Origin of the sequence: Chitinophaga pinensis, assembly GCF_007896845.1 — a bacterium.
GTDB lineage: Bacteria > Bacteroidota > Bacteroidia > Chitinophagales > Chitinophagaceae > Chitinophaga > Chitinophaga pinensis_C.
In genome coordinates this window covers 112,173-133,114 of the sequence record NZ_VOHS01000010.1, presented here as the reverse complement: position 1 = coordinate 133,114, position 20,942 = coordinate 112,173, and the positions used below count along the sequence as shown (strand labels likewise).

Here is a 20,942-nt window from a genome sequence, read left to right as displayed (position 1 = left end):
GCTTTTCCATGTCCATTGGAATTGCTAATCACAAGAACAAGACGATGTTTTATTGATAGTGTTCTAACTAATATTCCTATGATTGTAACTAACCCGGCCGGCCACACCCGGCTAATGGGAAAACCATGTTGTTATCTCACATATCTTGCTTTGAAGGTATGTGTACTAAGTCTGATCCTGTTGTTGAGCTGTCTGTTGAATGTAGCATCTGCACAGCATCTAACGTTGCGAAATTCCTCTCTGGAAGGAAAACCCGGTGTTAAAGTAGCACCCACGGGCTGGCTCGTTGCAGCGAATACACCGGATGTATTACCCGGTGTGATGGGGGTGTCTAAACCTGCGAAGGCAGGTAACACTTTCGTCGGACTGCAAGGCGGCCCCGTATACAGAGAAGGGATAGAGCAGGAGCTGGCAGAACCGCTGGTGGCAGACAGGACTTACAGTATGTCTTTTGATCTTGCATTTAATGAAATGTATGGTCATAAACATTGCTATGGAAACCTTGTTATTTTCGGTGGAAGCGCACCCGGCGATACAGCTGAATTACTATGGACTTCCGGTAGTTTTACTGACACTGCCTGGCACAGATGGAATGCTATATTTACACCGAAACAAACGCATACCTACATTGCGTTGTATGCTTATCCTGCAGAAACATGTCCGGGCAGCAGCTTTGGCGTGTTGGTGTTTGTTGACAATCTTTCTACTATCAGACAAATACTGCGTACAGAACTGACGGCTACTACTTCCTGTAAGAACGAAGGAACGGGTACTGTGCAGGTAAAGGTGAAAGGAGGAGCGGAGCCCTACAGTTATTTGTGGACGCCCGGTAATTATACAACAGCGCAGGTTTCAGATCTGCCACCGGGATTATATTCGGTAACGGTGACAGCTGCTAATGGTGTGACGGCAAAAGGTGCCGTTGAAGTGAGTGCTTCTGATCTGCAGACAGAGAAGACAGTGACGATATCTGATTGTGCAGGAGAAAATAAAAATGCCATTGCATTGAATATAAGCGGCGGACTACCACCTTATGAGCTGTCATTGAATGGAGAAGCAACACATGCACGTGCATTTAATAATCTGCGACCCGGTAATTATGTGTTTCTGTTAAAAGATCAGCAAGTATGCCATGACACCTTCAATATTTTCATTAAAGAACCGGCTCCTCTGGTGATCCGTAATATCGCTACAGAACCCTGTAGTTGTAGTGAAGTCAGCGACGGCATCATTCGCTGGGAAGTAGACGGCGGTACACGTCCGTATAAATATCGTGTCAATGGTGAGCTATGGCAACCCGATAGTTTACACCGTAATCTTAAAGCCGGTAATTACCGATATGAAGTAGAGGATGCAAATGGTTGCGCTGATGCAGGTAATACAGTTATTACTTCTCCTTATCAAAATTGTTTTGTGATGATGCCATCAGCGTTTAGTCCTAATAGTGATGGTTTCAATGATGTGTTTCGGCCAAAGATTTATGATGCAGTAACCAATTACCGCCTGAGCATTTTTAACCGCTGGGGAAGTCTGGTATTTCAGACGAGTGATCCGAAGGTAGGTTGGGATGGTTATTCCCGTGGTGTGCCACAGACGCCGCAGGCATTTGTATATGTTTGTACGTTCACGACCAGTAAGAATGAGCCCAAAGAATACAGGGGCTCTGTCATGCTGGTGAAATAAGTTGCTGATATAGATACGTAAAAAGACCAGTATTGGCATCTGTAAGCCTGTTTTAGCCCTTTTTAACTAAAGTAGTGAATAAGCTGCGCTGAAGGGCTTATAAAGCTTATATGCTGAGAATATTCATCCTGTAGCCATCTTTCATTAAAAAATGAAGGATGGCCACAGGATGAACTTTTTTATGGCGGTTTTGGACGTTCTTATCCCGTTTGCATCAGGAAGATTTTTCGGAGATGACCCGTAGATAAGCCGTATATAAGCCGTATATACTCCATTCCTATAAGAACGGGTTATCTACGGCTTATATACGGCTTATCTACAGCTTATCTATGACTAACCTTCCTGACACCGCCCTGATAAAAGGCCTTCCGGTATAGTCCTGATATAGGTTTACATTCGGGAACATGACCAATCAATCCCGATAGAGCCACTTCTGCACCAGAAGAAGTGCATTAACAGGGTATTAACGATTGATAATCATAGATTTCGTTACTTCGGACTGTCGGAAAGACAAATGGTATTACAAGCCCCTGTAGCTATGGTAGATGATCCTTATATACCGGACAGCAGGTTATATGTAAACTTTCACTTATTAAACCAAAATTTATTAACTCCAAAACCAAACCATCATGGCAGAACACCGTGTATTCTTTGAATTACCAACAACAGAATTGGGCAAAGCCGATGCGACCTTTCAGGTGAAGAGAGACGGAAAAATACTGGGCACCATTCATATATCACATGGCGCCCTGGAGTATCAGCCTAATGGCTTCATGAAAAAGAACAGCATTAAAATCGACTGGACAAAGTTTGATAAACTAATGAGAGAAAGTCTTCAGTAATAGCCGTTTCTTTTTACACCACAACAATTACACAGGTGAGCACTTCACCTGTGTGCCGTGTTTTTATGAACGTTGTTTTTATTCTTTTGATGCAGTGATGGAATTACCCAGCAGGCGTTTTATTTCTTCATGCAGATGTGTAAATACAAAAGGTTTAGTCAGATAACCCGCAGCACCTTTTTGCATGACGAGCTCAATTTCATGTGCTTCATTTTTTGCGCTGGCAATTAATACGGGAATTTTTGAAAGCTGCGGATCTGCGCGGAAACTATCGAGCAATACATATCCATTTACAACAGGCATAGTGATGTCGCTGATAACGAGATCGGGCAGATATCTGGTAGCGAGGGATAATCCCTCCTGACCGTTGCTGGCAGTATATACGGTGTAATTGTGCAGTTCCAGCAGACTTTTGAGTGTATCTAAAAGTCCGGCTTTGTCTTCAATTAAAAGAATTCTGGCGTTCATGTGTATATTTTACTGACAGGTATCAGGGTACCTGAAAGTAACTGTAAAAACCGTGCCTTTATCGGGCTGGCTGTTAACGGTGATAGTTCCTTCGTTGGCCGTAATAAATGATCTGACAATGCTGAGACCAAGACCTGTACCTGATATGCCATCTGTATTGCTACCCCTGAAATAAGGTTGGAACAGTTGTGGAAGATCTGCTTCCGGAATACCGATACCATCATCTGTGATCGTGACAACAACTGTTTTATCCTGATAGTCCAGATGCATTAAAGGATCATTGTTTCTGGAATATTTAAATGCATTGCTGATAAGATTTGAGAATATGCGTAACAGTTGTGCAGGACTTGCAAATATCTCACGCGGCGTGCCTGTGATATGAATGACCAATGATCTGCCATCATCTGGAAATGCCCGGTACTGCTCTTTTAAGGAGGGAAGCAGTGAGCCGATGTCCATCATTTCTTTGTTGCTTTGAATGTTGCCATTCAGAATATTATTTATCGTCAGCATTTCATCCACCATACTGTTTAAAGCAAAAATTTCAGATGAAATCTGCGATAAATTTTTCTGATAAAATGCATCCATGAGATGATCGGCCTGTAATTTGCTAGTAAGCAGGTCGACTATTGAATTTATAGTAGCAAGTGGTGTTTTGAATTCATGTGCAGTGATCGCTATCACATTACTTGCATTACTAAGCAATGTATCGCTTCCTGAAGAATTAGTGGAGTTCATTGTTCTATAGTTTACAATCGTCGATGGTTAAAATTTATGAGATATTGAGCTCAACAATATGTAGAGAATCTCCACAAGTGTTGAATACACAGATTTATCGCAATTGAAAGGCAAAATACTTAATAAAGGAATAATTAACCAGTGAGTATTTAATTTAAAAACGTATTTTTACTAAACCAGTGACACATGACGTGAATATCGAGAAAAGTTAACCGAAAGATCATATATATAAATTCAATAGGTTATAAGCCAGACCATTAGATGTTGAGGTAAAGCGACCTTGATCTTTATTGTTCTCTCAATCAATGAGTTACAAAATTGCCGTATAAATTCTTCGTTTTTGGAATTATTTTTGTGACACCAAGCCATACATATATGCCATATTTTTTTATTGAATCGATTATAAACCTTGTCAACTTTTTACCCCTATGATCAATATTGGAATTATAGAAGACAATTATTTCCAGTTGAACAATTACAAAGAGTTTTTAGAAGATTTTCAGGAGTGTAAGGTTGTTTTTGCTTGTAAGTCAATGGAGGAGTTCAGAGCACTTCCATTCAAGGAAACAGAGGTGAACGTAATTTTACTGGATATTTCGCTGCCAGGGGAATCAGGTATACAAGGGATGCAGGAATTGAAACGTATCTACCCTGATGCCAAGCTGATAGTATTATCAGGGCACGACGGAAAGCATTACGTTATTGAATCGATCCGTCAGGGAGCGAGTGGTTATATTATTAAGACCAGTCGTCTGATGGAGATCTATCATTCAATCATGGATGCAGTCAGTGAAGGTGGTACGCTGTCACCCAAAGCAGCACATCTGCTGATTAATTATATCGCCAAAGATCCATTGGAGGATATAAAACATAAGCTCACAAAAAGAGAATACGAGTTGCTCGCGCTGCTCAAAGAAGGCTACTCATATAAGGAGATGGCGGAGAAACTTTTTGTAACAGTGTTCACGGTAAATCAGCATCTGAAGAAGATTTATCAAAAACTTAATGTTGCCACCAAATCAGAACTAATTTCGAAGATCTGGTCAAATAGTTTGTATTCTTTCTTTTTAATTACGAATTCTTGGATTTTTTTTCAAATGCTTTCATTTGAAAATATGATGCAGTTCGTTTAAAAAACGCTACTCTTTTCAGTAAGCACGTTTGTGTTATAAGTGCGTTTTTTACTCTCTTTAGTAGTAGTGATGACAAACGCTATGGACTAATATTGTACTACGGAAAGCGCGGAAGAAAAACCTTTAAATATTCAAAACGGTAAGATGATTCTAAAGAAGGATTATTTACGTTATATCTTTATTATTCCGGTCCTTATCTGCTGTTTCTTTTTTACATCATGTGTCAGTACTCAGAAGTCAGTGTATTTCAAAGATCTGCCTGATACTGTTATTGCTCCCGTAAAAGGAAATTTTGAGCCGGTAATACATAAAAATGACGTATTACAAATTGTTGTTAGTAGTATGAACCCCGAGGATGCTGTTGTATTTAACACCCCAAGTGTTACAGCTGCCGGAACTCCAGGAGGTGGTAGCCAGGCTACGGGTTACCTTGTAAGTGAACAGGGATATATTGAATATCCGGTGCTTGGTAAAGTCAAAGCAGAAGGACTGACCAAAGAACAACTTACGAAACAATTACAGGATGAATTAAATGAGCGGAAGCTGCTGAAAGATCCGGTTATTACAATTCGTTTCCTCAATTACAGGGTGACTGTTATCGGCGAAGTTGCTCACCCCACAGTAGTTAATGTTAACAGTGAGAAGATAACAATTCTTGAAGCACTCGGATTGGCAGGAGATATCACAGTCTATGGTAAGAAGGAAAATGTAATGCTTATCAGAGAGGTAAATGGCGAAAAGACAATCAGACGACTTAATCTTAATGGTACTGATGTACTGTCATCTCCTTACTATTATTTACAATCCAACGATGTGGTATATGTCGAACCAAACAAGTCGAAAGTTGCTGTGGCAACCGGCAGCAGGACTACAATACCCATCATCATCAGCACATTATCTTTGATAGTGCTTTCAATCGATAGATTAGCACATTAATCAAGCTGATGTCACACCAATATTTTCATCCTACAAACTTGTGTTGAGAGTCATGCAACAGAAAGTAATCAATACGCGCACAAAGAGGGAGGAGCATACAGGTCTTCTGGAAATGATCAGGCATAAATACCAGCCTTACTGGCCACTATTTGTGATTGCGTCAATAATTTCTCTCTCAATAGCATATGTTTACCTGAGATATGCAACCCCATTATATAAGATGACATCTTCCTTGTTGATCAAAGAAGATACGCGTCCTACCGAGAGCTCTATCATTGAAATGATGGACCCGCTCGGAAGAGGAAAGAAAGTTGATAACGAAATTGAAATCCTCAAGTCCAGAACAATTGCCAAAACAGTTGTAAGGAATCTTAACCTTTACGGAGAAGTCTTCGAAAAGGGCAGGATCAGGGACATTTCCATGTATAAAAAAGGTCCTCTGCAATTCAATTTTATCGATCCGGATCTGATCGATCCTAACGAGAACAGAATCGTTGAATTGCAATATGATTATAAAGGACAAAAGGTTGCCCTCGATGGTAAGAGCTATCCTTTAAATGATACCGTACATACCGAATGGGGCCGTATGGTGATCAAAGCTGTACCGGGTTACAATCCTGCCGGTCAGCATGGCGAAGGCTTTTATCTGCGCGTAGCCGGAGATAAAGTACTGGGTGGCGTATTCCTCAGTAACCTGAAGATTGCTGCCGCTACCAAAAACTCCAATGTACTCAGACTGGAATACGTTGATGCAGTACCTCAGAGAGGTATGGATCTGCTCAATGAAGTGATGAAAGCTTACGATAACGCGTCTATCGACGATAAAAATAAAACGGCATCAAAAACAATGGCGTTTGTTGAAGACAGGCTGCGTATTATCACGGCGGAATTAAGTCAGGTAGAAGGTCAGATACAGGAGTATAAAACAAATGAAGGTATCGTTGATATCGGTGAACAGAGTAAGATTTTTCTGAATGCCGTACAGGATAACGACGTGAGACTGAGCGAAGCAGATATGCAGTTATCCACACTCTCGGCGGTTGAACAATATGTAAGAGGTAAGAAGACAGAAGATAATCTTGTTCCCGCTACACTGGGTATTGCTGATGCAACCCTGCTCGGTTTGCTGAGTAAATTACAGGATGCCGAACTGCAGTATGAAAGACTGAAAAAGACAACGGGTGAAAACAGCCCTGTGCTGGCAAGTCTGAGTGCACAGATCGACAAACTGAGACCAGCCATCATGGATAACATTACGAGTTTGCGTGCCAACCTCGAAGCTTCCAGAGCAAAGCTGAGTACACAGAACAACCGCTTCATGAGCATGCTGAAAGGTGTGCCAAGCAAGGAGAAGACTTTGCTGGAAGTAAGCAGACAACAAGCGATTAAAAACAATATCTATACTTTCTTACTGGAAAAACGTGAAGAGACACAGCTGCAATATGCTGCGGCTATTTCTGATAGCCGAATCATCGATCTGGCAGAAGCCGAGTCTTTCCCTTTCAGTCCGAAGAAATCAATGGTAATGGCACTGGCTCTGATCGCTGGTATTGCAGTAGTGGCCGGTTTCATCGCTGTGAAAGATCTGATGAACCATAAGGTGATGTTCCGTTCAGATATTGAAAAAGGTACTTCTGCACCGATCATTGCAGAGATCATGTTCGACAAGAGTGGCGCTATCGCTATCACAGAAGGTAAGCGTACGCCGGTTGCAGAACAGTTCAGAGCATTGAGAACAAGTTTATCTTATATAGGTATCAATGGTGATAATAAAACCATTCTGGTTACCTCTTCCATTTCTGGTGAAGGAAAGAGTTTTGTGGCAGTGAACCTTGCACTGAGTCTTTCCCTGACAAAGAAGAAAGTAGTGTTGCTGGAGTTTGACCTTAGAAAGCCAAAAGTAAGTAAGATCCTCAATGTGCCACATCATCCGGGTATCAGTAATTATCTGGTAGGACATTCATCACTGAATGATATCCTCAAACAGCCAATTGAGAATAATGAATACATGTACCTGCTTTCTGCAGGTGTTATTCCGCCAAATCCAACAGAGTTGATCCTGAATGGCAGACTCGAACATTTACTGGCTACACTGAGAGCAACCTTTGACTATGTGATCATTGACTCCGCTCCGGTAGGTCCGGTAACAGATGCCCGTCTGCTGGCACCGTTTGCTGATGCTACACTGTATGTAGTGCGTCATGAAAGAACGCCGAAGTTTAATCTCAAAATGATTGAAGACCTCTATGAACAGGGAGATCTGGGCAAATTGAATATCGTATTCAATGGCCTCAAAATGCGCGGTGTGCCCGGTTACGCATATGCTTATGGCGGAGGCTATGGCTATGGTAACGGACAGGGATATGGCTATGGCTATACAGAGGATCAAAAGAACGGATCCGTAAAGAAAGGACGGTTTACAAAGATTTTTAAGTAAGTAAAATAAGGGTATTCCGGTGAGGGTTTTGCCGGAATATCCCTGACATATATTTATTGAAAACTACTCATCATGTGACTGAGGAGGCGAAGCTATGCCAAATCTCTTCCTCTCTTTCCCACCTTTATACTTTCCACCTTATCGTTATTTATTCATTTAATCATGCTTTATTAAACTTTTAAACCCACTGAAATGGAACAGAAGACACACACCTGGTATGCAGTCTATACTAAACCCAGATGGGAGAAAAAAGTGGCTGATGCGCTTGTTCGCAAGCAAATCGAAACCTACTGTCCAATAAACAGAGTAACTCATCAGTGGAGCGACCGAAAAAAGATCGTTGAAGAACCTCTTTTCAAGTCGTATGTTTTTGTCCGCATTCCTGAGGACAAGAAAACACTCGTCCGCGAAACAAGCGGTATCGTGAATTTTGTTTACTGGTTAGGAAAACCTGCCAGCATTCCTGATCATGAAGTAGAGCTTATCAAACGCTTCCTGCGTGAATATCAGGATGTGCAGGTAGAACGCTTCCCGATTCAGGAAGATGATCTGATCAGAATCACTGCAGGTCCTCTGATGCACCAGCACGGAAGGGTAGTAGAAGCCGGCAAGAATACAGTGAAAGCTGTATTGTACAGTATGGGCTTCTCCCTGATCGCTACTGTGAAAACAAGTGATCTTATGCTGGTTAACAACAATGCTAAAGAATATTCCGGTGCGGCCAAGGCCAGCGTCGGTAATGTTATCTAAAATATCAACCCTGGACATCTATGCTACACGTATTATTATGTGGAGGGTCAGGAACCCGTCTCTGGCCACTATCAAATAAACAGACGCCTAAGCAACTACTGCCTTTATTTGATGGGCAGAGTTTATTGCAATTGACATGGATACGTAATAACAACTTCTGTGATAGTGTGATGGCCGTGGTAAATGAACAACAGGCCGACATGGTGAATAGTCAGCTGCAGGAAGCAGGTGCTATTGATATCCAGATGATGGCGGAACCTGTAGGCCGTAATACCGCTGCTGCAATCGCACTGGCGGCATTCTCCACAGATCCGGAAACTTTACTGCTTATCACACCGGCTGATCACCTGATTGGTACACCTGACCTGTATGCTGAAACTATTCAGAAAGCGGCTTCACTGGCGGCTGAAGGCCATCTGGTGACTATCGGTCTGCAACCTGCTTACCCTGAAACAGGATATGGTTACATCCAATATGCGGGTTATGATGTGGTTCGCTTTACTGAAAAACCAAACGCTGTAACAGCGGAAGCAATGCTGCAAAGCGGCGACTATCTCTGGAACAGTGGTATCTTTTGTGGAAAGGCCGGCGTACTGTTACAACAGCTGCTGGAATACGCTCCTGAAATATATGCAACGGCGGCAGAAGCAGCTGCTATCTGGAAAGAAACCGGTGTGATCCCACTGGCTGCAATGAATGCAATTCCATCTGATAGTATTGACTACGCAGTACTGGAGAAAAGCGATATCGTAAAAGTTGTACCAAGTGCGATGCAATGGAGCGACGTAGGTGGTTATGAAGCACTGGCAGAAGCCCTTGCAAGTCACTACCGCTACAGTAACAATCAGGCAGTATTTATCGAAAGCGATCCGGTTAACAGTATGGTCATCGGAAAAGATAAACTGGTAGCATTGGTAGGTGTGGAAAATGTGGTAGTGGTAAACACTCCGGAAGCCCTGCTGATCTTACAGAAAGGAAAAGGACAGGAAGTAAAACAACTGCATCAGTGGGTGAAGGAAAACAGACCCGAGCTGCTGTAAACAATATAGAACCGTATGCAACTGAACGATAAGATATATATAGCTGGTCACCGTGGAATGGTGGGCGGCGCTATCAGCAGAAGATTACAAACACTGGGATATAATAATCTGGTGACAAGAAGCTCCGCAGAACTTGACCTGCGTTCACAAGCTGCTGTTAATGAATTTTTCGCTACAGAAAAGCCGGAATATGTATTCCTGGCTGCAGCAAAAGTTGGCGGCATTCATGCCAACAACACCTATCGTGCAGAATTCCTGTACGATAACCTCATGATGGAGGCAAACATTATTCATGCCGCATGGAAGAATGGTGTAAAAAAACTGATGTTCCTCGGTAGTTCCTGTATCTATCCGAAGATGGCGCCACAGCCACTGCGGGAAGATAGTCTGCTGACAGGACCATTGGAACCAACCAACGAACCTTATGCAATCGCCAAGATAGCAGGTATCAAATTATGTGAAGCATACCGTGACCAGTATGGCGCCAACTTTATCAGTGTAATGCCAACGAATCTCTATGGTATCGGAGATAATTATCACCCTGAAAATTCACATGTGTTACCAGCGCTGATCCGTCGTTTTCACGAAGCAAAAGAAAGCGGTGCAGCGAGCGTAACAGTTTGGGGAAGTGGTACACCAAAACGTGAATTTCTTTATGCCGATGATCTGGCAGCTGCCTGCGTTTATCTGATGCTGCATTATGATGAGAAAGAGCTGGTTAACATCGGAACAGGTGAGGATCTGACCATCCGGGAGCTCGCAGAAACAGTAAAAGAAGTGGTAGGTTACACAGGAGGTCTGGTTTTTGATACATCCAAGCCCGACGGTACGCCGCGTAAACTGATGGATGTTTCTAAGCTGCATAATCTTGGCTGGAAACACAGCGTAGCGCTCAAAGAAGGACTGGCACAAGCTTATGCCGACTTTTTGCAGAAAACACAGATGGTCACATTGTAATATAAATTGTTTAACCGCGTCTCAACCTTTATAAAATGAAAGCAATCGTAATTGGTACAGGATACGTAGGGCTGGTTACCGGCGCCTGCCTCGCAGAAGTAGGTACGCAGGTAGTATGTGTGGATGTTAACGCCGAAAAGATCAATAACCTCAAAAACGGCATTTTACCTATTTATGAACCGGGTCTCGAAGAAATCGTTACCCGTAACTATAACAATGGCCGTCTGTCCTTCAGCACTAATCTTGCTGAAGTGATCCCAGGTGCAGATATCGCGTTTATCGCGGTAGGTACACCTCCGGGTGAAGACGGTAGTGCTGACCTGCAATATGTACTGCAGGTGGCAAAAGAAATCGGTACACACATGACCGATTATCTCGTAGTGGTGACCAAGAGCACAGTGCCTGTTGGTACCGCTGTGAAAGTGAACAGAGAGATCAAACAGGCAATGATGGACAGAGAAGCACTGATCGATTATGATGTGGCTTCCAATCCTGAGTTCCTGAAAGAAGGTGCTGCAGTACAGGACTTCCTGAAACCTGACCGTATTGTGGTAGGTGTGAACACAGACAGAGCGAAAGAGGTACTGGAGCGTCTGTATCACCCATTCCTGCTGAATGGACGTCCGATCATCTTTATGGACATCGCATCTGCAGAAATGACCAAATATGCAGCGAATGCAATGCTGGCGACGAAGATCTCCTTCATCAATGATATCGCAAATCTCTGCGAACTGGTAGGTGCTGATGTGAATAAAGTGCGCAAAGGTATCGGTAGTGACGCGAGGATCGGTAACAGCTTTATCTATCCGGGTATTGGTTACGGTGGTTCCTGCTTCCCTAAAGATGTAAAGGCACTGGTACGTACCGGTATGGAATATGGTCACGGACTGCGTATCCTCGAAGCGGTAGAAGCAGTGAACAATGATCAGAAACGTGTATTGTTCAACAAGATCAACAAACATTTTGATGGTCTGCTGAAAGATAAAACATTCGCAGTATGGGGCCTCTCTTTCAAACCCGGTACTGACGATATGCGCGAAGCTTCCAGTCTGGTACTGATTGAAGCATTGCTCGAAGCAGGTGCGAACGTGCGGGTATTTGACCCGGTAGCGACGCATGAAGCGAAAAAGACACTGAATGACAGCGTGATCTGGGCGAATGACCTGTATGATGCTGCTGACGGTGCTGACGCAGTATTGCTGGTAACAGAATGGAACGAATTCCGTCTTCCTGACTGGAACCGCATCAAACAATTAGTGAAAACCCCTGTTGTATTTGACGGCAGGAACATTTATGATAACACATATCTTGAGAAAAGCGGTTTTATCTGTTACAGCATTGGTATCTCCCAGCCGGCAGTGAGCGTACTCTCCAGAAGTTAATGACATTATTTCCCCCCACTTATCTTAATTAAAAAACATAGTATGAAAGTTGCTTTAATCACCGGTGTAAATGGACAGGACGGTGCGTACCTGGCAGAGCTGCTGCTCGAAAAGGGATACATGGTGCATGGTATTAAACGCCGTGCGTCTTTGCTGAATACAGACAGAATTGACCATTTATATCAGGATCCTCATAGCGAGAATGTTCGTTTCAGATTACACTACGGCGATATGACCGATAGCACTAACCTGATCCGTATCATTCAGGAAACACAACCTGACGAGATTTACAATCTCGCTGCTATGAGCCATGTGAAAGTAAGTTTTGATACTCCGGAATATACTGCGAATGCAGATGGTATAGGCACCCTGCGTATACTGGAAGCACTGCGCATTCTGAAACTGGAACAGAAAACAAAAGTATATCAGGCAAGCACTTCCGAGCTGTATGGTCTGGTACAGGAAGTACCTCAGAGAGAGACAACTCCTTTCTACCCACGCAGCCCGTATGCTGTTGCTAAATTATACGCTTACTGGATCACTGTTAACTACAGGGAAGCATACGGTATGTTTGCCTGCAACGGTATCCTGTTCAACCATGAAAGTCCTCTGCGTGGTGAGACTTTCGTAACACGTAAAATCACCCGTGCTGTTGCAGCGATCGCATTAGGTCTGCAGGAAAAGCTGTATCTGGGTAACCTCGATGCACAGCGTGACTGGGGACATGCGAAAGATTATGTAGAAGCAATGTGGAGAATCCTGCAGCAGGATACACCAGATGATTATGTAATCGCAACAGGTATCACTACACCAGTACGTGAATTCGTACGTATGGCGTTTGATGAACTGGGTATCGAACTGAAATTTGAAGGTACAGGCGTTGAAGAAGTAGCTTACGTAAGCGCCTGCCGCAATAAAGAATTCATTCTGCCGATCGGTAAACAGGTACTGGCGGTAGATCCGGCTTACTTCCGTCCTACAGAAGTGGAATTGCTGATCGGTGATCCAACCAAGTCTAAAACAAAATTAGGCTGGGAACCTAAATACGATCTGCAGGAGCTGGTAAGCGAAATGGTGACCTGTGACGTAGAATTATTCAGAAAGGACAGTAAAACTCAGTGGGAACAATTGGCAGGATAAGAGCTTGCTTTGCCGGAATCTGTTATGCGCGTAAAAGTATTCAATCAGTTATCGAATAATCCTAAGTACACCAAAACACTGGAATGGGTAAAGCTGGTCAGCGTGACCGGTTTCGCTCAGGTTTTTGTACAGGCAGTCAGTTTATTCAGTGGTATCCTCGTGATCCGTATGCTGCAACCTGAAGAGTACGCATTGTACACACTGGCTAACACCATGCTGGGTACAATGACAGTACTGGCTGACGGTGGTATCTCTACCGGTGTGATGTCTCAGGGAGGAAAAGTATGGCAGGACCGTGACCAGTTAGGCACTGTCCTTGCTACAGGGATGGACCTTCGCCGCAAATTTGCGGTGGGTAGTTTACTGGTATCGATACCTGTGCTCATCTATCTGATGTTACATCATGGTGCCAGCTGGCTGATGTCCATATTGATCGTCCTCTCGCTTATTCCTTCTTTCTTTATGGCGCTGTCTGGCACCATATTGCAGATCGCACCGAAGCTGAGACAGGATATCGCGCCTTTACAGAAGAATCAGGTCTATATGAACTTAGGCCGGTTAGTACTGCTGGCACTTACCATCTTTATTTTCCCCTTTGCTTTTGTAGCAGTACTCGCAGCAGGATTGCCACAGATCTGGGGAAATATGAACCTCCGGAAGATATCAGCCGGGTATGCGGACTGGCATAAGAAACCCGATCCTGAGATCAGGCAGAATATTATGAAGATGGTACGCCGTCTGCTGCCCATGGGAATCTACACCTGTCTGTCCGGACAGATCACGATCTGGCTTATCTCCATCTTTGGTACGACGAAAGGAGTAGCACAGCTGGGAGCACTGGACAGATTGTCAATGGCGCTGAGTTTTATTACGATCGTTTTTGGCACTGTGATCTTACCAAGGTTTTCAAGACTGCCTAACAACAAAGCATTGCTGATGCGACGCTTTGTACAGATACAGGGAGGATTACTGGCAATGGGCGCCTGCATCGTATTTACGGCATGGCTCTTCTCTGCACAGATCCTGAAAGTACTGGGACCGAATTATTCGAATCTGACAAGCGAGGTAGTACTGAAGATCACGATCAGTTGTCTCGGTATTATCGCGGCCTCTACTTTTTCATTGTTCACAAGCAGAAGCTGGGCGATCAATCCGTTCATTTCGATTCCGATAAGTATTGCATCGATCGCATTGGGCGTCGCATTCATTGATGTATCGTCCCTGCGCGGTGTACTCTTCATGAACATCATGATACAGCTGATACAGGTAGTGATGAACGTTTCATACACATTCCTCAAAATCAGCAGAACAAACAACTCATTACCCACTGAAAATAACAAAGAAACTATATGACATATTACTATCAGGTAGAAGGATTACTCCGTAACAATATCGGAGATGTACTTCAGGGAATGGTCGCAAAAGACCTCTTGCCTGAAGGCGCTAAGGTAGCTGACAGAGAAGCACTGGCTGACCTGGCAGGCAGAGACAGCGGACTGCTGGTCGCTAACGGCTGGTATATGCACTCCTTTGCGAAGTTTCCCGCACCAGATAATATTACGCCTTTATATGCTGCTGTACATGTGGCTAACTCAGCTTTGCTGTCAAGCGAACATGTAAGAGAACACTTCAAACAGCACGCACCTATCGGCTGCCGTGATACAAAAACTTTACGTCTGCTGCTGGGCTGGGGTATTCCTGCTTACTATTCCAGCTGTCTGACCATTACTTCAAAACCACGTGGTCCTATCAACAAAAATCCTGATGGTGAGATCATTCTGGTTGATAACGTAGACCATCCGGTACCGGATGCTGTAGTAGCCAAACTGGAAAAAGTACTGGGTAAGAAGATGGTGAGAGTGTCTCACGATCCGCCAGATACAACAGGTAGCATCGAAGCATATGCAAAGGTATCTGAGGAACACATGAATAGCCTGCTTGCACGTTATTGCAATGCATCCCTGATCCTGACCACCAAGATCCACTGTGCATTACCTTGCCTCGGTATGGGTGCCAATGTGAAACTGATCCATCCTAATCCTGCTGACCCGCGTCTTGCAACGGTAGCAGAATTCATCGATATTATTTCCTATAAGGATATCCTCGATAAAGGGGATGCAGGTCTCAACGATTCTCCTGTCAACAAAGAAGCACTGGCAAAGAGAAAAGCGTTCCTGTTACAACTGGTAGCTGATTCTGTTAAAGAAGGCGCCAATGCTGTACAGGTATCAGGTAAAATGCGTTACCGTCTGATCAGAATGAAAGCTAACCTGTTGGCTAAGCTGTACCGCATGAGCGTTGTACTGTCTTACCGCACAGGATTTGCAAAAGAAAAGATCCAGAGAGTGTATGGCGCAGGTTTCTGATAAAAAACGTATACTGGTTTATTCTACCCAGTTGATGGAAACTGGTGGTATAGAAAGCCATCTGCTGGAATTCTGCCGGCAGATGGCTGCTAACGGTACGGAAATAGATCTGGTAGTACTGAATGCGGCAACTACCGGTGAAACAGAGCAGTTCTACAGAAGTATCTGTCGTAAGGTACTTTTCGGAAGACACGGCCGTTCCTACAAACGTTTACTGTGGATGCTGCAGACTGGTATAAAACTGCGCAGCTCCCGTAAATACGATGCTGTTTATACCAACGGTCAGGGAGAAAGTATCTGGATGCTGTCACGTATGCTCCCGGGTTATGCTACTTGGGTACATCATCACCACACTTCCGGTGATGCAAAAGATCAGGCTACCTGGGGCGAAAAATATAAAAAGACATTGTACACTGCGAATACCATCATTGCCTGTTCACACAGGAATGCCGGTGATATGCAAAGTGTATTGCAACGTCCCGTAGATACGATTCCCTGTTTCTCAAGAAATGTGGAAGTCTCTTTTGCCGATAATAATTCAGGTAAACTGCGCTTCGGTTATTATGGCCGTCTGATTGCGGAAAAAGGTATTGACCTGATCTGCAGGATGAGTGAAGATGCAGACATTAAAAACGAAGTGGAATTTCATCTGTGGGGAGAAGGAAAGAATTATCCGGCTCCTTATTTCGATCAATATCCCAATGTACATTATCACGGCACTTTCGCAGGTGAAGCGGGTTTAAAGAGCGCTATCGCGCAACTGGACGCCTACCTGCTGCTGTCTGTCCATCCGGAAGGATTGCCTATCAGTCTGCTGGAAGCGATGAGTGCAGGATTACCCTGGCTGGCGACAGACAGAGGTGGTATTCCGGACATTGCCTGTGATCCTTTGTCAACAAGAGTGATATCAGCATCGTCAGATTATGAAGCGGCTAAAAATGCTGTGCTGGCGTTTGCAAAAGATATCAGGAGCGGACTGGTAACAAAGACAACACAAAAGGAGCTGTACGCAAACAGATTTTCTGCTGTGGCATTACGCACTGCCTGGAGCAATGTACTTGGACTTCAAAAGCAAAACTAACAATGGTCATTATATCACATCCCACCGGTAATGCCAATCTGAGAGCCGCGGTAGCTGGTCTCGCAGATGCAGGCATACTGTCTGAGTTTCATACGGCCATTGCCAGCTTCCCGGGATCTGCGTTCGGACGCCTCGCTGGTTTCGGACCATTGTCAGAAATAAAGCGTCGCGGTTATGAACCACGTCTGGAAGCTTATACCCGCTTACATCCCTGGCATGAACTGGGACGCCTTGCAGCGACAAAAGCGGGCTTTAAAAGCCTTACAAGGCAGGAAAAAGGCATGTTCTCAGTAGATGCTGTGTATCATGCTATGGACAGAAGAGTTGCAGCCCGCCTGAAAAGTGTTGCGCGTAAAGCGAATGCGGTGTATGCATATGAAGATGGCGCCATGCTTTCTTTCAGAGAAGCAGAACGTCATGGAATGAAACGCCTGTATGACCTGCCAATAGGTTACTGGCGCGCTTCTCAACGTCTGTTGTCAGCAGAACTGGAACGCTGGCCGGCATGGAAGAACACCATATTGAGCCTGAGTGCTTCTCAAAAGAAACTGGACAGAAAAGACGAAGAGCTGCAACTGGCGGACAGAATATTTGTAGCCAGCAGTTTTACTGCAAAAACATTGAAAGATTACCCCGGACAGCTCGCACAGATAGATGTGATTCCTTACGGTTTCCCAGCTGTGTCAGCCACAAGGGACTATGATAAAATATCCGGACGCCCGCTGAAAATATTATTTGTAGGTGGACTGTCACAAAGGAAAGGAATAGCAGATCTTTTTGCTGCTGCAGATAAACTGGGTAACGCGGTAGAACTGACGATCGTAGGGAAGAAGATGTCGGATAACTGTCCGGCACTGGATAAAGAACTGGCGAAACATACCTACATCCCAAGTCTGGCGCATGCAGATATCCTGAAGCTCATGAGAACGCAGGATGTATTTATCTTTCCTTCTTTGTTTGAAGGATTCGGACTGGTGATCACAGAAGCGATGTCACAGGGTACACCGGTGATTACGACTGACCGTACCGCCGGACCAGATCTGATCACGGATGGAAAGAACGGATGGCTGACAGCTGCCGGCTCGACTGACGCATTGTATGATGCGATCGCTGCTTTGCTTAACAATCCTGACAGTGTACCCGAAGCGGGACTGGCAGCGATGGAAAAAGCCCGCAGCAGACCATGGGCAGTGTATGGGCAGGAGCTTGCCGCTGCTATCTCAAAAGTTTAATTACATGACGTTTGTATAAGTGTGAAAATGAATAATCAGTATCCCAATAATATGACGGCGGATCGCATGGCCGATCTGGCATCCCGGCGCTTTCAGGAGATCACGGCAATGAACAATCAGAAGTTCATGCTGCGGCTCAAACAAGGCGTGTGGGCATATCTGCTGTTGCTGTTATTTGAGGGTGCTTTGCGTAAATGGTTCCTGACACCTCTGGCAACACCTCTGTTGGTTGTACGCGATCCGATCGCCTTATGGCTGATCCTGATGTGCTGGCAGCGTCGGTTATTCATTCCTTCTTACGCATTGCCACTGATGACAATTATAGGCGTACTCGGATTGATATTCGCGGTGACTGTCGGGCATGGGAACCCCTATGTAGCAGTGTTTGGTGCGCGTATATTACTGATCCACTTCCCCATGATATTTGTTATTCAGGGACTATTTACACGAAAAGATGTCGTACAGGTCGGGAAATTTATGGTAGCCTTATCCATACCCATGCTGATACTGATTGCCCTGCAGTTTTATAGTCCGCAGAGCGCATGGGTAAACAGAGGGGTAGGTGGTGATGAAGGTGGTGCAGGTTTCAGTGGTGCGATGGGATATTTCCGGCCACCGGGTACCTTCTCTTTCACGAACGGTACAACCTTGTTCTTTAGTTTGCTGGGACCTTACTTACTTTATTTCTGGTTAAACCCGGATGGTATCAAACGTTGGGTGTTGATCGGTGGTACGATAGCCTTGTTGATGGCCATACCATTGTCCATCAGTCGTGCCTTGTTATTTCAGACCATTATCGGTGTGATGTTCTGCATGTTTGCAGGATCGAGCAACCCTAAGTACGCAGGCAAATTATTTGGTGCATTGTTCGGCCTTGTTGTGCTGATCCTGATACTCAGTCAGACGTCGATCGTAGGAGGCGCCATTGAGGTATTCATGGCACGCTTTGATTCGGCGAATGAGAGTGAAGGTGGTATGGAAGGTGTATTTATAGATCGTTTTCTCGGTGGATTGGTGGGTGCATTTAACACCACTTCTGCATTACCCTTATGGGGATATGGTATTGGTATGGGAACGAATGTGGGTTCCATGCTGCTGACCGGAGGCGTTACCTTTCTGATCGCAGAAGGGGAATGGGGCAGAACGATCGGGGAACTGGGACCTATTCTTGGTCTGGGTGTTGTATTCATCCGTATGGGAATGGCGGTCAATATGGGATGGCTTTCCTTTGACAAACTGCGTCGCACAGGAGATATGCTCCCATGGATGTTGTTTAGTGACGCATTTCTGCTGGTCGCTCAGGGACAATGGGGACAACCGACAGGTCTTGGATTCTGTGTCTTTATAGGTGGATTGCTACTGGCAGCACTGCGTGAAGATGAAGTGGAAGAGGAAGAAGTAGTAGCCGCCGAGGAAGATCCCAAACCTGCTGAACAGAAAATAATTTACTATCATAATTAGGATGATTTGTGAAAATAGTGTGCAGCGATAATAGTAGCTGTCACACAACTGAGTGACGTAACCAGAGAATTATTATAACCATACTTATTGTTCGAGGGACCTTATCTGTCTGTCCTTTCTTATGTTGATATGAGGCAGACAAAAATCTCTCCTTCAATACCTGCATACGACTATAATGATTACCAGCAATCGCAATAGTTTATCAGGTTTTCATCAATAGACCAATATAAAGTTTAGGAGGCCGGAGCCGGCCTGTACTATGCTGCTTTAACCAAACTGCTATGAGCACCCAATCAAGAATTGCATGGATCGATACCCTGAAGGGTATTGGTATTTTGACAGTAGTGGCCGGACATATATTTCCGGATGCAGTGTCCAGATACATCTTTCTTTTTCACATGCCCCTGTTCTTTTTTATCGGAGGCTTTCTGTTTAAGCCGGCTGTCGATCAGAAGGAATATCTGGCAAAGAAATCGTTTCACCTGCTGGTGCCTTACGTCGCATTTCTTTTCCTGATCTATGTGCCGTATGAATTGAAGGAGATTATGGCGGGTCGTGAAACTTATGTGAAAGCAGTGATCAGACCTGTGCTGGGTGGACGTTATCTCATAGAGTGGGTATCTGTGTTCTGGTATATCACGTGTTTCTTCCTTGTACAACAGTTGATGAATGTGCTGATGAACAAAGTGAGTAAAAAAGTCATTGATCTGTTGATGTTGGCAAGTCTGTTGATAAGTTATGCACTGAGCAGATTTTTACCTTCATTCTGGTTGCCATGGAATGCAGATGTAGTCTTGGCAGCATTGCCGGTTTTCTACCTCGGTTACTTATACAAAGGCGCACAGGAGCAGATCAGCAGGTATAAGATTTTGTTGTTTGTATTGCTGGCCGGTGTGATTGTATTCACTTATTACTATCCGGCGAACAGGTATGAAATGAAATCGGCTGTGTATGGTATTCCTTTTGTTACACTATTCTCCAGCCTGGTTGTTGTACTATGCCTGATAGCGTTATCAAAACTGATTGCCACTAATGGTACCATCAGTAAAGTGTTTAATGAACTGGGTGCTGCTTCGATGATCGTGATGTTCCTGCATCAGCCTATACAGTTCATCGCCAAAGAGCAGTTTGGTATAATAGATCCGACCACACGTTTTTTTATAGCCGTGGTATTATCAATGGCAGGCTATTATCTGCTGAACAGCATAGCCTTCGGAAGAGCGGTTTTCATGGGATCACTGACAGACTTTAAAAAGATATTCAGCAAAGAGAAACTGGCAACGGTATAAAAGAACA

General features: G+C 44.3%; 18 protein-coding genes. 16 read left to right on the top strand and 2 right to left on the bottom strand.

Going from position 1 to position 20,942, the window contains the following annotated elements; translation table 11 throughout:
* Window positions 1–150 precede the first annotated feature (150 nt).
* Window positions 151–1,683: a gliding motility-associated C-terminal domain-containing protein gene (locus FEF09_RS12655; protein ID WP_186774318.1), complete on the top strand. Its 1,533-nt coding sequence runs from the start codon at window positions 151–153 to the stop codon at window positions 1,681–1,683.
* A 629-nt stretch (window positions 1,684–2,312) separates the two neighbouring features.
* Window positions 2,313–2,525 carry a hypothetical protein gene (locus FEF09_RS12650; RefSeq protein WP_146305447.1) on the top strand — a complete coding sequence of 71 codons (213 nt, stop codon included), beginning with the start codon at window positions 2,313–2,315 and terminating at the stop codon, window positions 2,523–2,525.
* A 78-nt stretch (window positions 2,526–2,603) separates the two neighbouring features.
* On the opposite strand, the gene FEF09_RS12645 is transcribed toward FEF09_RS12650, so the two are convergent.
* Together FEF09_RS12645 and FEF09_RS12640 are read right to left on the bottom strand one after the other, a co-directional pair.
* The gene (locus FEF09_RS12645; RefSeq protein ID WP_146305446.1) at window positions 2,604–2,993 is read right to left on the bottom strand and encodes a response regulator; all 390 of its coding nucleotides are present in this window, start codon (window positions 2,991–2,993) and stop codon (window positions 2,604–2,606) included.
* A gap of 9 nt (window positions 2,994–3,002) precedes the next feature.
* Window positions 3,003–3,731, bottom strand: a complete 729-nt coding sequence (locus tag FEF09_RS12640) for a sensor histidine kinase (protein WP_146305445.1) — start codon at window positions 3,729–3,731, stop codon at window positions 3,003–3,005.
* A 428-nt stretch (window positions 3,732–4,159) separates the two neighbouring features.
* On the opposite strand from FEF09_RS12640, the gene FEF09_RS12635 reads away from it, so the two are divergent.
* From FEF09_RS12635 to FEF09_RS12570, 14 genes are all read left to right on the top strand, one after another.
* Window positions 4,160–4,864 (top strand): response regulator, encoded by a 705-nt coding sequence (locus FEF09_RS12635; protein WP_146305444.1) that lies wholly within the window; start codon window positions 4,160–4,162, stop codon window positions 4,862–4,864.
* Between the two features lie 144 nt (window positions 4,865–5,008).
* Complete coding sequence (locus tag FEF09_RS12630) at window positions 5,009–5,800, top strand: polysaccharide biosynthesis/export family protein (RefSeq protein ID WP_146305443.1); 792 nt, start codon at window positions 5,009–5,011, stop codon at window positions 5,798–5,800.
* Between the two features lie 52 nt (window positions 5,801–5,852).
* On the top strand, window positions 5,853–8,237 hold the full coding sequence (locus FEF09_RS12625; RefSeq protein ID WP_146305442.1) for a GumC family protein: 2,385 nt from the start codon (window positions 5,853–5,855) through the stop codon (window positions 8,235–8,237).
* 192 nt (window positions 8,238–8,429) lie between these two features.
* Complete coding sequence (locus FEF09_RS12620; protein ID WP_012790027.1) at window positions 8,430–8,987, top strand: UpxY family transcription antiterminator; 558 nt, start codon at window positions 8,430–8,432, stop codon at window positions 8,985–8,987.
* Between the two features lie 20 nt (window positions 8,988–9,007).
* The gene (locus FEF09_RS12615; protein ID WP_146305441.1) at window positions 9,008–10,027 is read left to right on the top strand and encodes a mannose-1-phosphate guanylyltransferase; all 1,020 of its coding nucleotides are present in this window, start codon (window positions 9,008–9,010) and stop codon (window positions 10,025–10,027) included.
* A gap of 15 nt (window positions 10,028–10,042) precedes the next feature.
* Window positions 10,043–10,984: a GDP-L-fucose synthase family protein gene (locus FEF09_RS12610; RefSeq protein ID WP_146305440.1), complete on the top strand. Its 942-nt coding sequence runs from the start codon at window positions 10,043–10,045 to the stop codon at window positions 10,982–10,984.
* 35 nt (window positions 10,985–11,019) lie between these two features.
* Entirely contained in the window at window positions 11,020–12,366 is a 1,347-nt protein-coding gene (locus tag FEF09_RS12605) for a UDP-glucose dehydrogenase family protein (protein WP_146305439.1), read from the top strand.
* A gap of 42 nt (window positions 12,367–12,408) precedes the next feature.
* Window positions 12,409–13,506 carry a GDP-mannose 4,6-dehydratase gene (gmd, locus tag FEF09_RS12600; RefSeq protein ID WP_146305438.1) on the top strand — a complete coding sequence of 366 codons (1,098 nt, stop codon included), beginning with the start codon at window positions 12,409–12,411 and terminating at the stop codon, window positions 13,504–13,506.
* Between the two features lie 9 nt (window positions 13,507–13,515).
* Window positions 13,516–14,859 (top strand): polysaccharide biosynthesis protein, encoded by a 1,344-nt coding sequence (locus tag FEF09_RS12595; protein WP_261387452.1) that lies wholly within the window; start codon window positions 13,516–13,518, stop codon window positions 14,857–14,859.
* Window positions 14,856–15,872, top strand: a complete 1,017-nt coding sequence (locus FEF09_RS12590; RefSeq protein WP_146305437.1) for a polysaccharide pyruvyl transferase family protein — start codon at window positions 14,856–14,858, stop codon at window positions 15,870–15,872. The genes FEF09_RS12595 and FEF09_RS12590 overlap by 4 nt, the downstream gene beginning before the upstream one ends.
* Window positions 15,829–16,953: a glycosyltransferase family 4 protein gene (locus FEF09_RS12585; RefSeq protein WP_186774317.1), complete on the top strand. Its 1,125-nt coding sequence runs from the start codon at window positions 15,829–15,831 to the stop codon at window positions 16,951–16,953. Before FEF09_RS12590 ends, FEF09_RS12585 begins: the two co-directional genes overlap by 44 nt.
* Before the next feature lie 2 nt (window positions 16,954–16,955).
* Entirely contained in the window at window positions 16,956–18,185 is a 1,230-nt protein-coding gene (locus tag FEF09_RS12580; RefSeq protein ID WP_146305435.1) for a glycosyltransferase family 4 protein, read from the top strand.
* Window positions 18,186–18,212: 27 nt separating this feature from the next.
* The gene (locus FEF09_RS12575) at window positions 18,213–19,646 is read left to right on the top strand and encodes a hypothetical protein (RefSeq protein ID WP_146305434.1); all 1,434 of its coding nucleotides are present in this window, start codon (window positions 18,213–18,215) and stop codon (window positions 19,644–19,646) included.
* Window positions 19,647–19,927: 281 nt separating this feature from the next.
* Window positions 19,928–20,935 carry an acyltransferase family protein gene (locus FEF09_RS12570; protein ID WP_146305433.1) on the top strand — a complete coding sequence of 336 codons (1,008 nt, stop codon included), beginning with the start codon at window positions 19,928–19,930 and terminating at the stop codon, window positions 20,933–20,935.
* Window positions 20,936–20,942 lie beyond the last annotated feature (7 nt).

Excerpts from the sequence above, each read along its gene's own strand:
- FEF09_RS12575 (WP_146305434.1), top strand. The coding sequence starts at position 18,213 with ATGAATAATCAGTATCCCAATAATATGACGGCGGATCGCATGGCCGAT.
- FEF09_RS12650 (WP_146305447.1), top strand. The coding sequence starts at position 2,313 with ATGGCAGAACACCGTGTATTCTTTGAATTACCAACAACAGAATTGGGC.
- FEF09_RS12570 (WP_146305433.1), top strand. The coding sequence starts at position 19,928 with ATGAGCACCCAATCAAGAATTGCATGGATCGATACCCTGAAGGGTATT.
- FEF09_RS12590 (WP_146305437.1), top strand. The coding sequence starts at position 14,856 with ATGACATATTACTATCAGGTAGAAGGATTACTCCGTAACAATATCGGA.
- gmd (WP_146305438.1), top strand. The coding sequence starts at position 12,409 with ATGAAAGTTGCTTTAATCACCGGTGTAAATGGACAGGACGGTGCGTAC.
- FEF09_RS12630 (WP_146305443.1), top strand. The coding sequence starts at position 5,009 with ATGATTCTAAAGAAGGATTATTTACGTTATATCTTTATTATTCCGGTC.
- FEF09_RS12635 (WP_146305444.1), top strand. The coding sequence starts at position 4,160 with ATGATCAATATTGGAATTATAGAAGACAATTATTTCCAGTTGAACAAT.
- FEF09_RS12615 (WP_146305441.1), top strand. The coding sequence starts at position 9,008 with ATGCTACACGTATTATTATGTGGAGGGTCAGGAACCCGTCTCTGGCCA.
- FEF09_RS12605 (WP_146305439.1), top strand. The coding sequence starts at position 11,020 with ATGAAAGCAATCGTAATTGGTACAGGATACGTAGGGCTGGTTACCGGC.
- FEF09_RS12645 (WP_146305446.1), bottom strand. The coding sequence starts at position 2,993 with ATGAACGCCAGAATTCTTTTAATTGAAGACAAAGCCGGACTTTTAGAT.
- FEF09_RS12610 (WP_146305440.1), top strand. The coding sequence starts at position 10,043 with ATGCAACTGAACGATAAGATATATATAGCTGGTCACCGTGGAATGGTG.
- FEF09_RS12580 (WP_146305435.1), top strand. The coding sequence starts at position 16,956 with ATGGTCATTATATCACATCCCACCGGTAATGCCAATCTGAGAGCCGCG.
- FEF09_RS12620 (WP_012790027.1), top strand. The coding sequence starts at position 8,430 with ATGGAACAGAAGACACACACCTGGTATGCAGTCTATACTAAACCCAGA.
- FEF09_RS12640 (WP_146305445.1), bottom strand. The coding sequence starts at position 3,731 with ATGAACTCCACTAATTCTTCAGGAAGCGATACATTGCTTAGTAATGCA.
- FEF09_RS12625 (WP_146305442.1), top strand. The coding sequence starts at position 5,853 with ATGCAACAGAAAGTAATCAATACGCGCACAAAGAGGGAGGAGCATACA.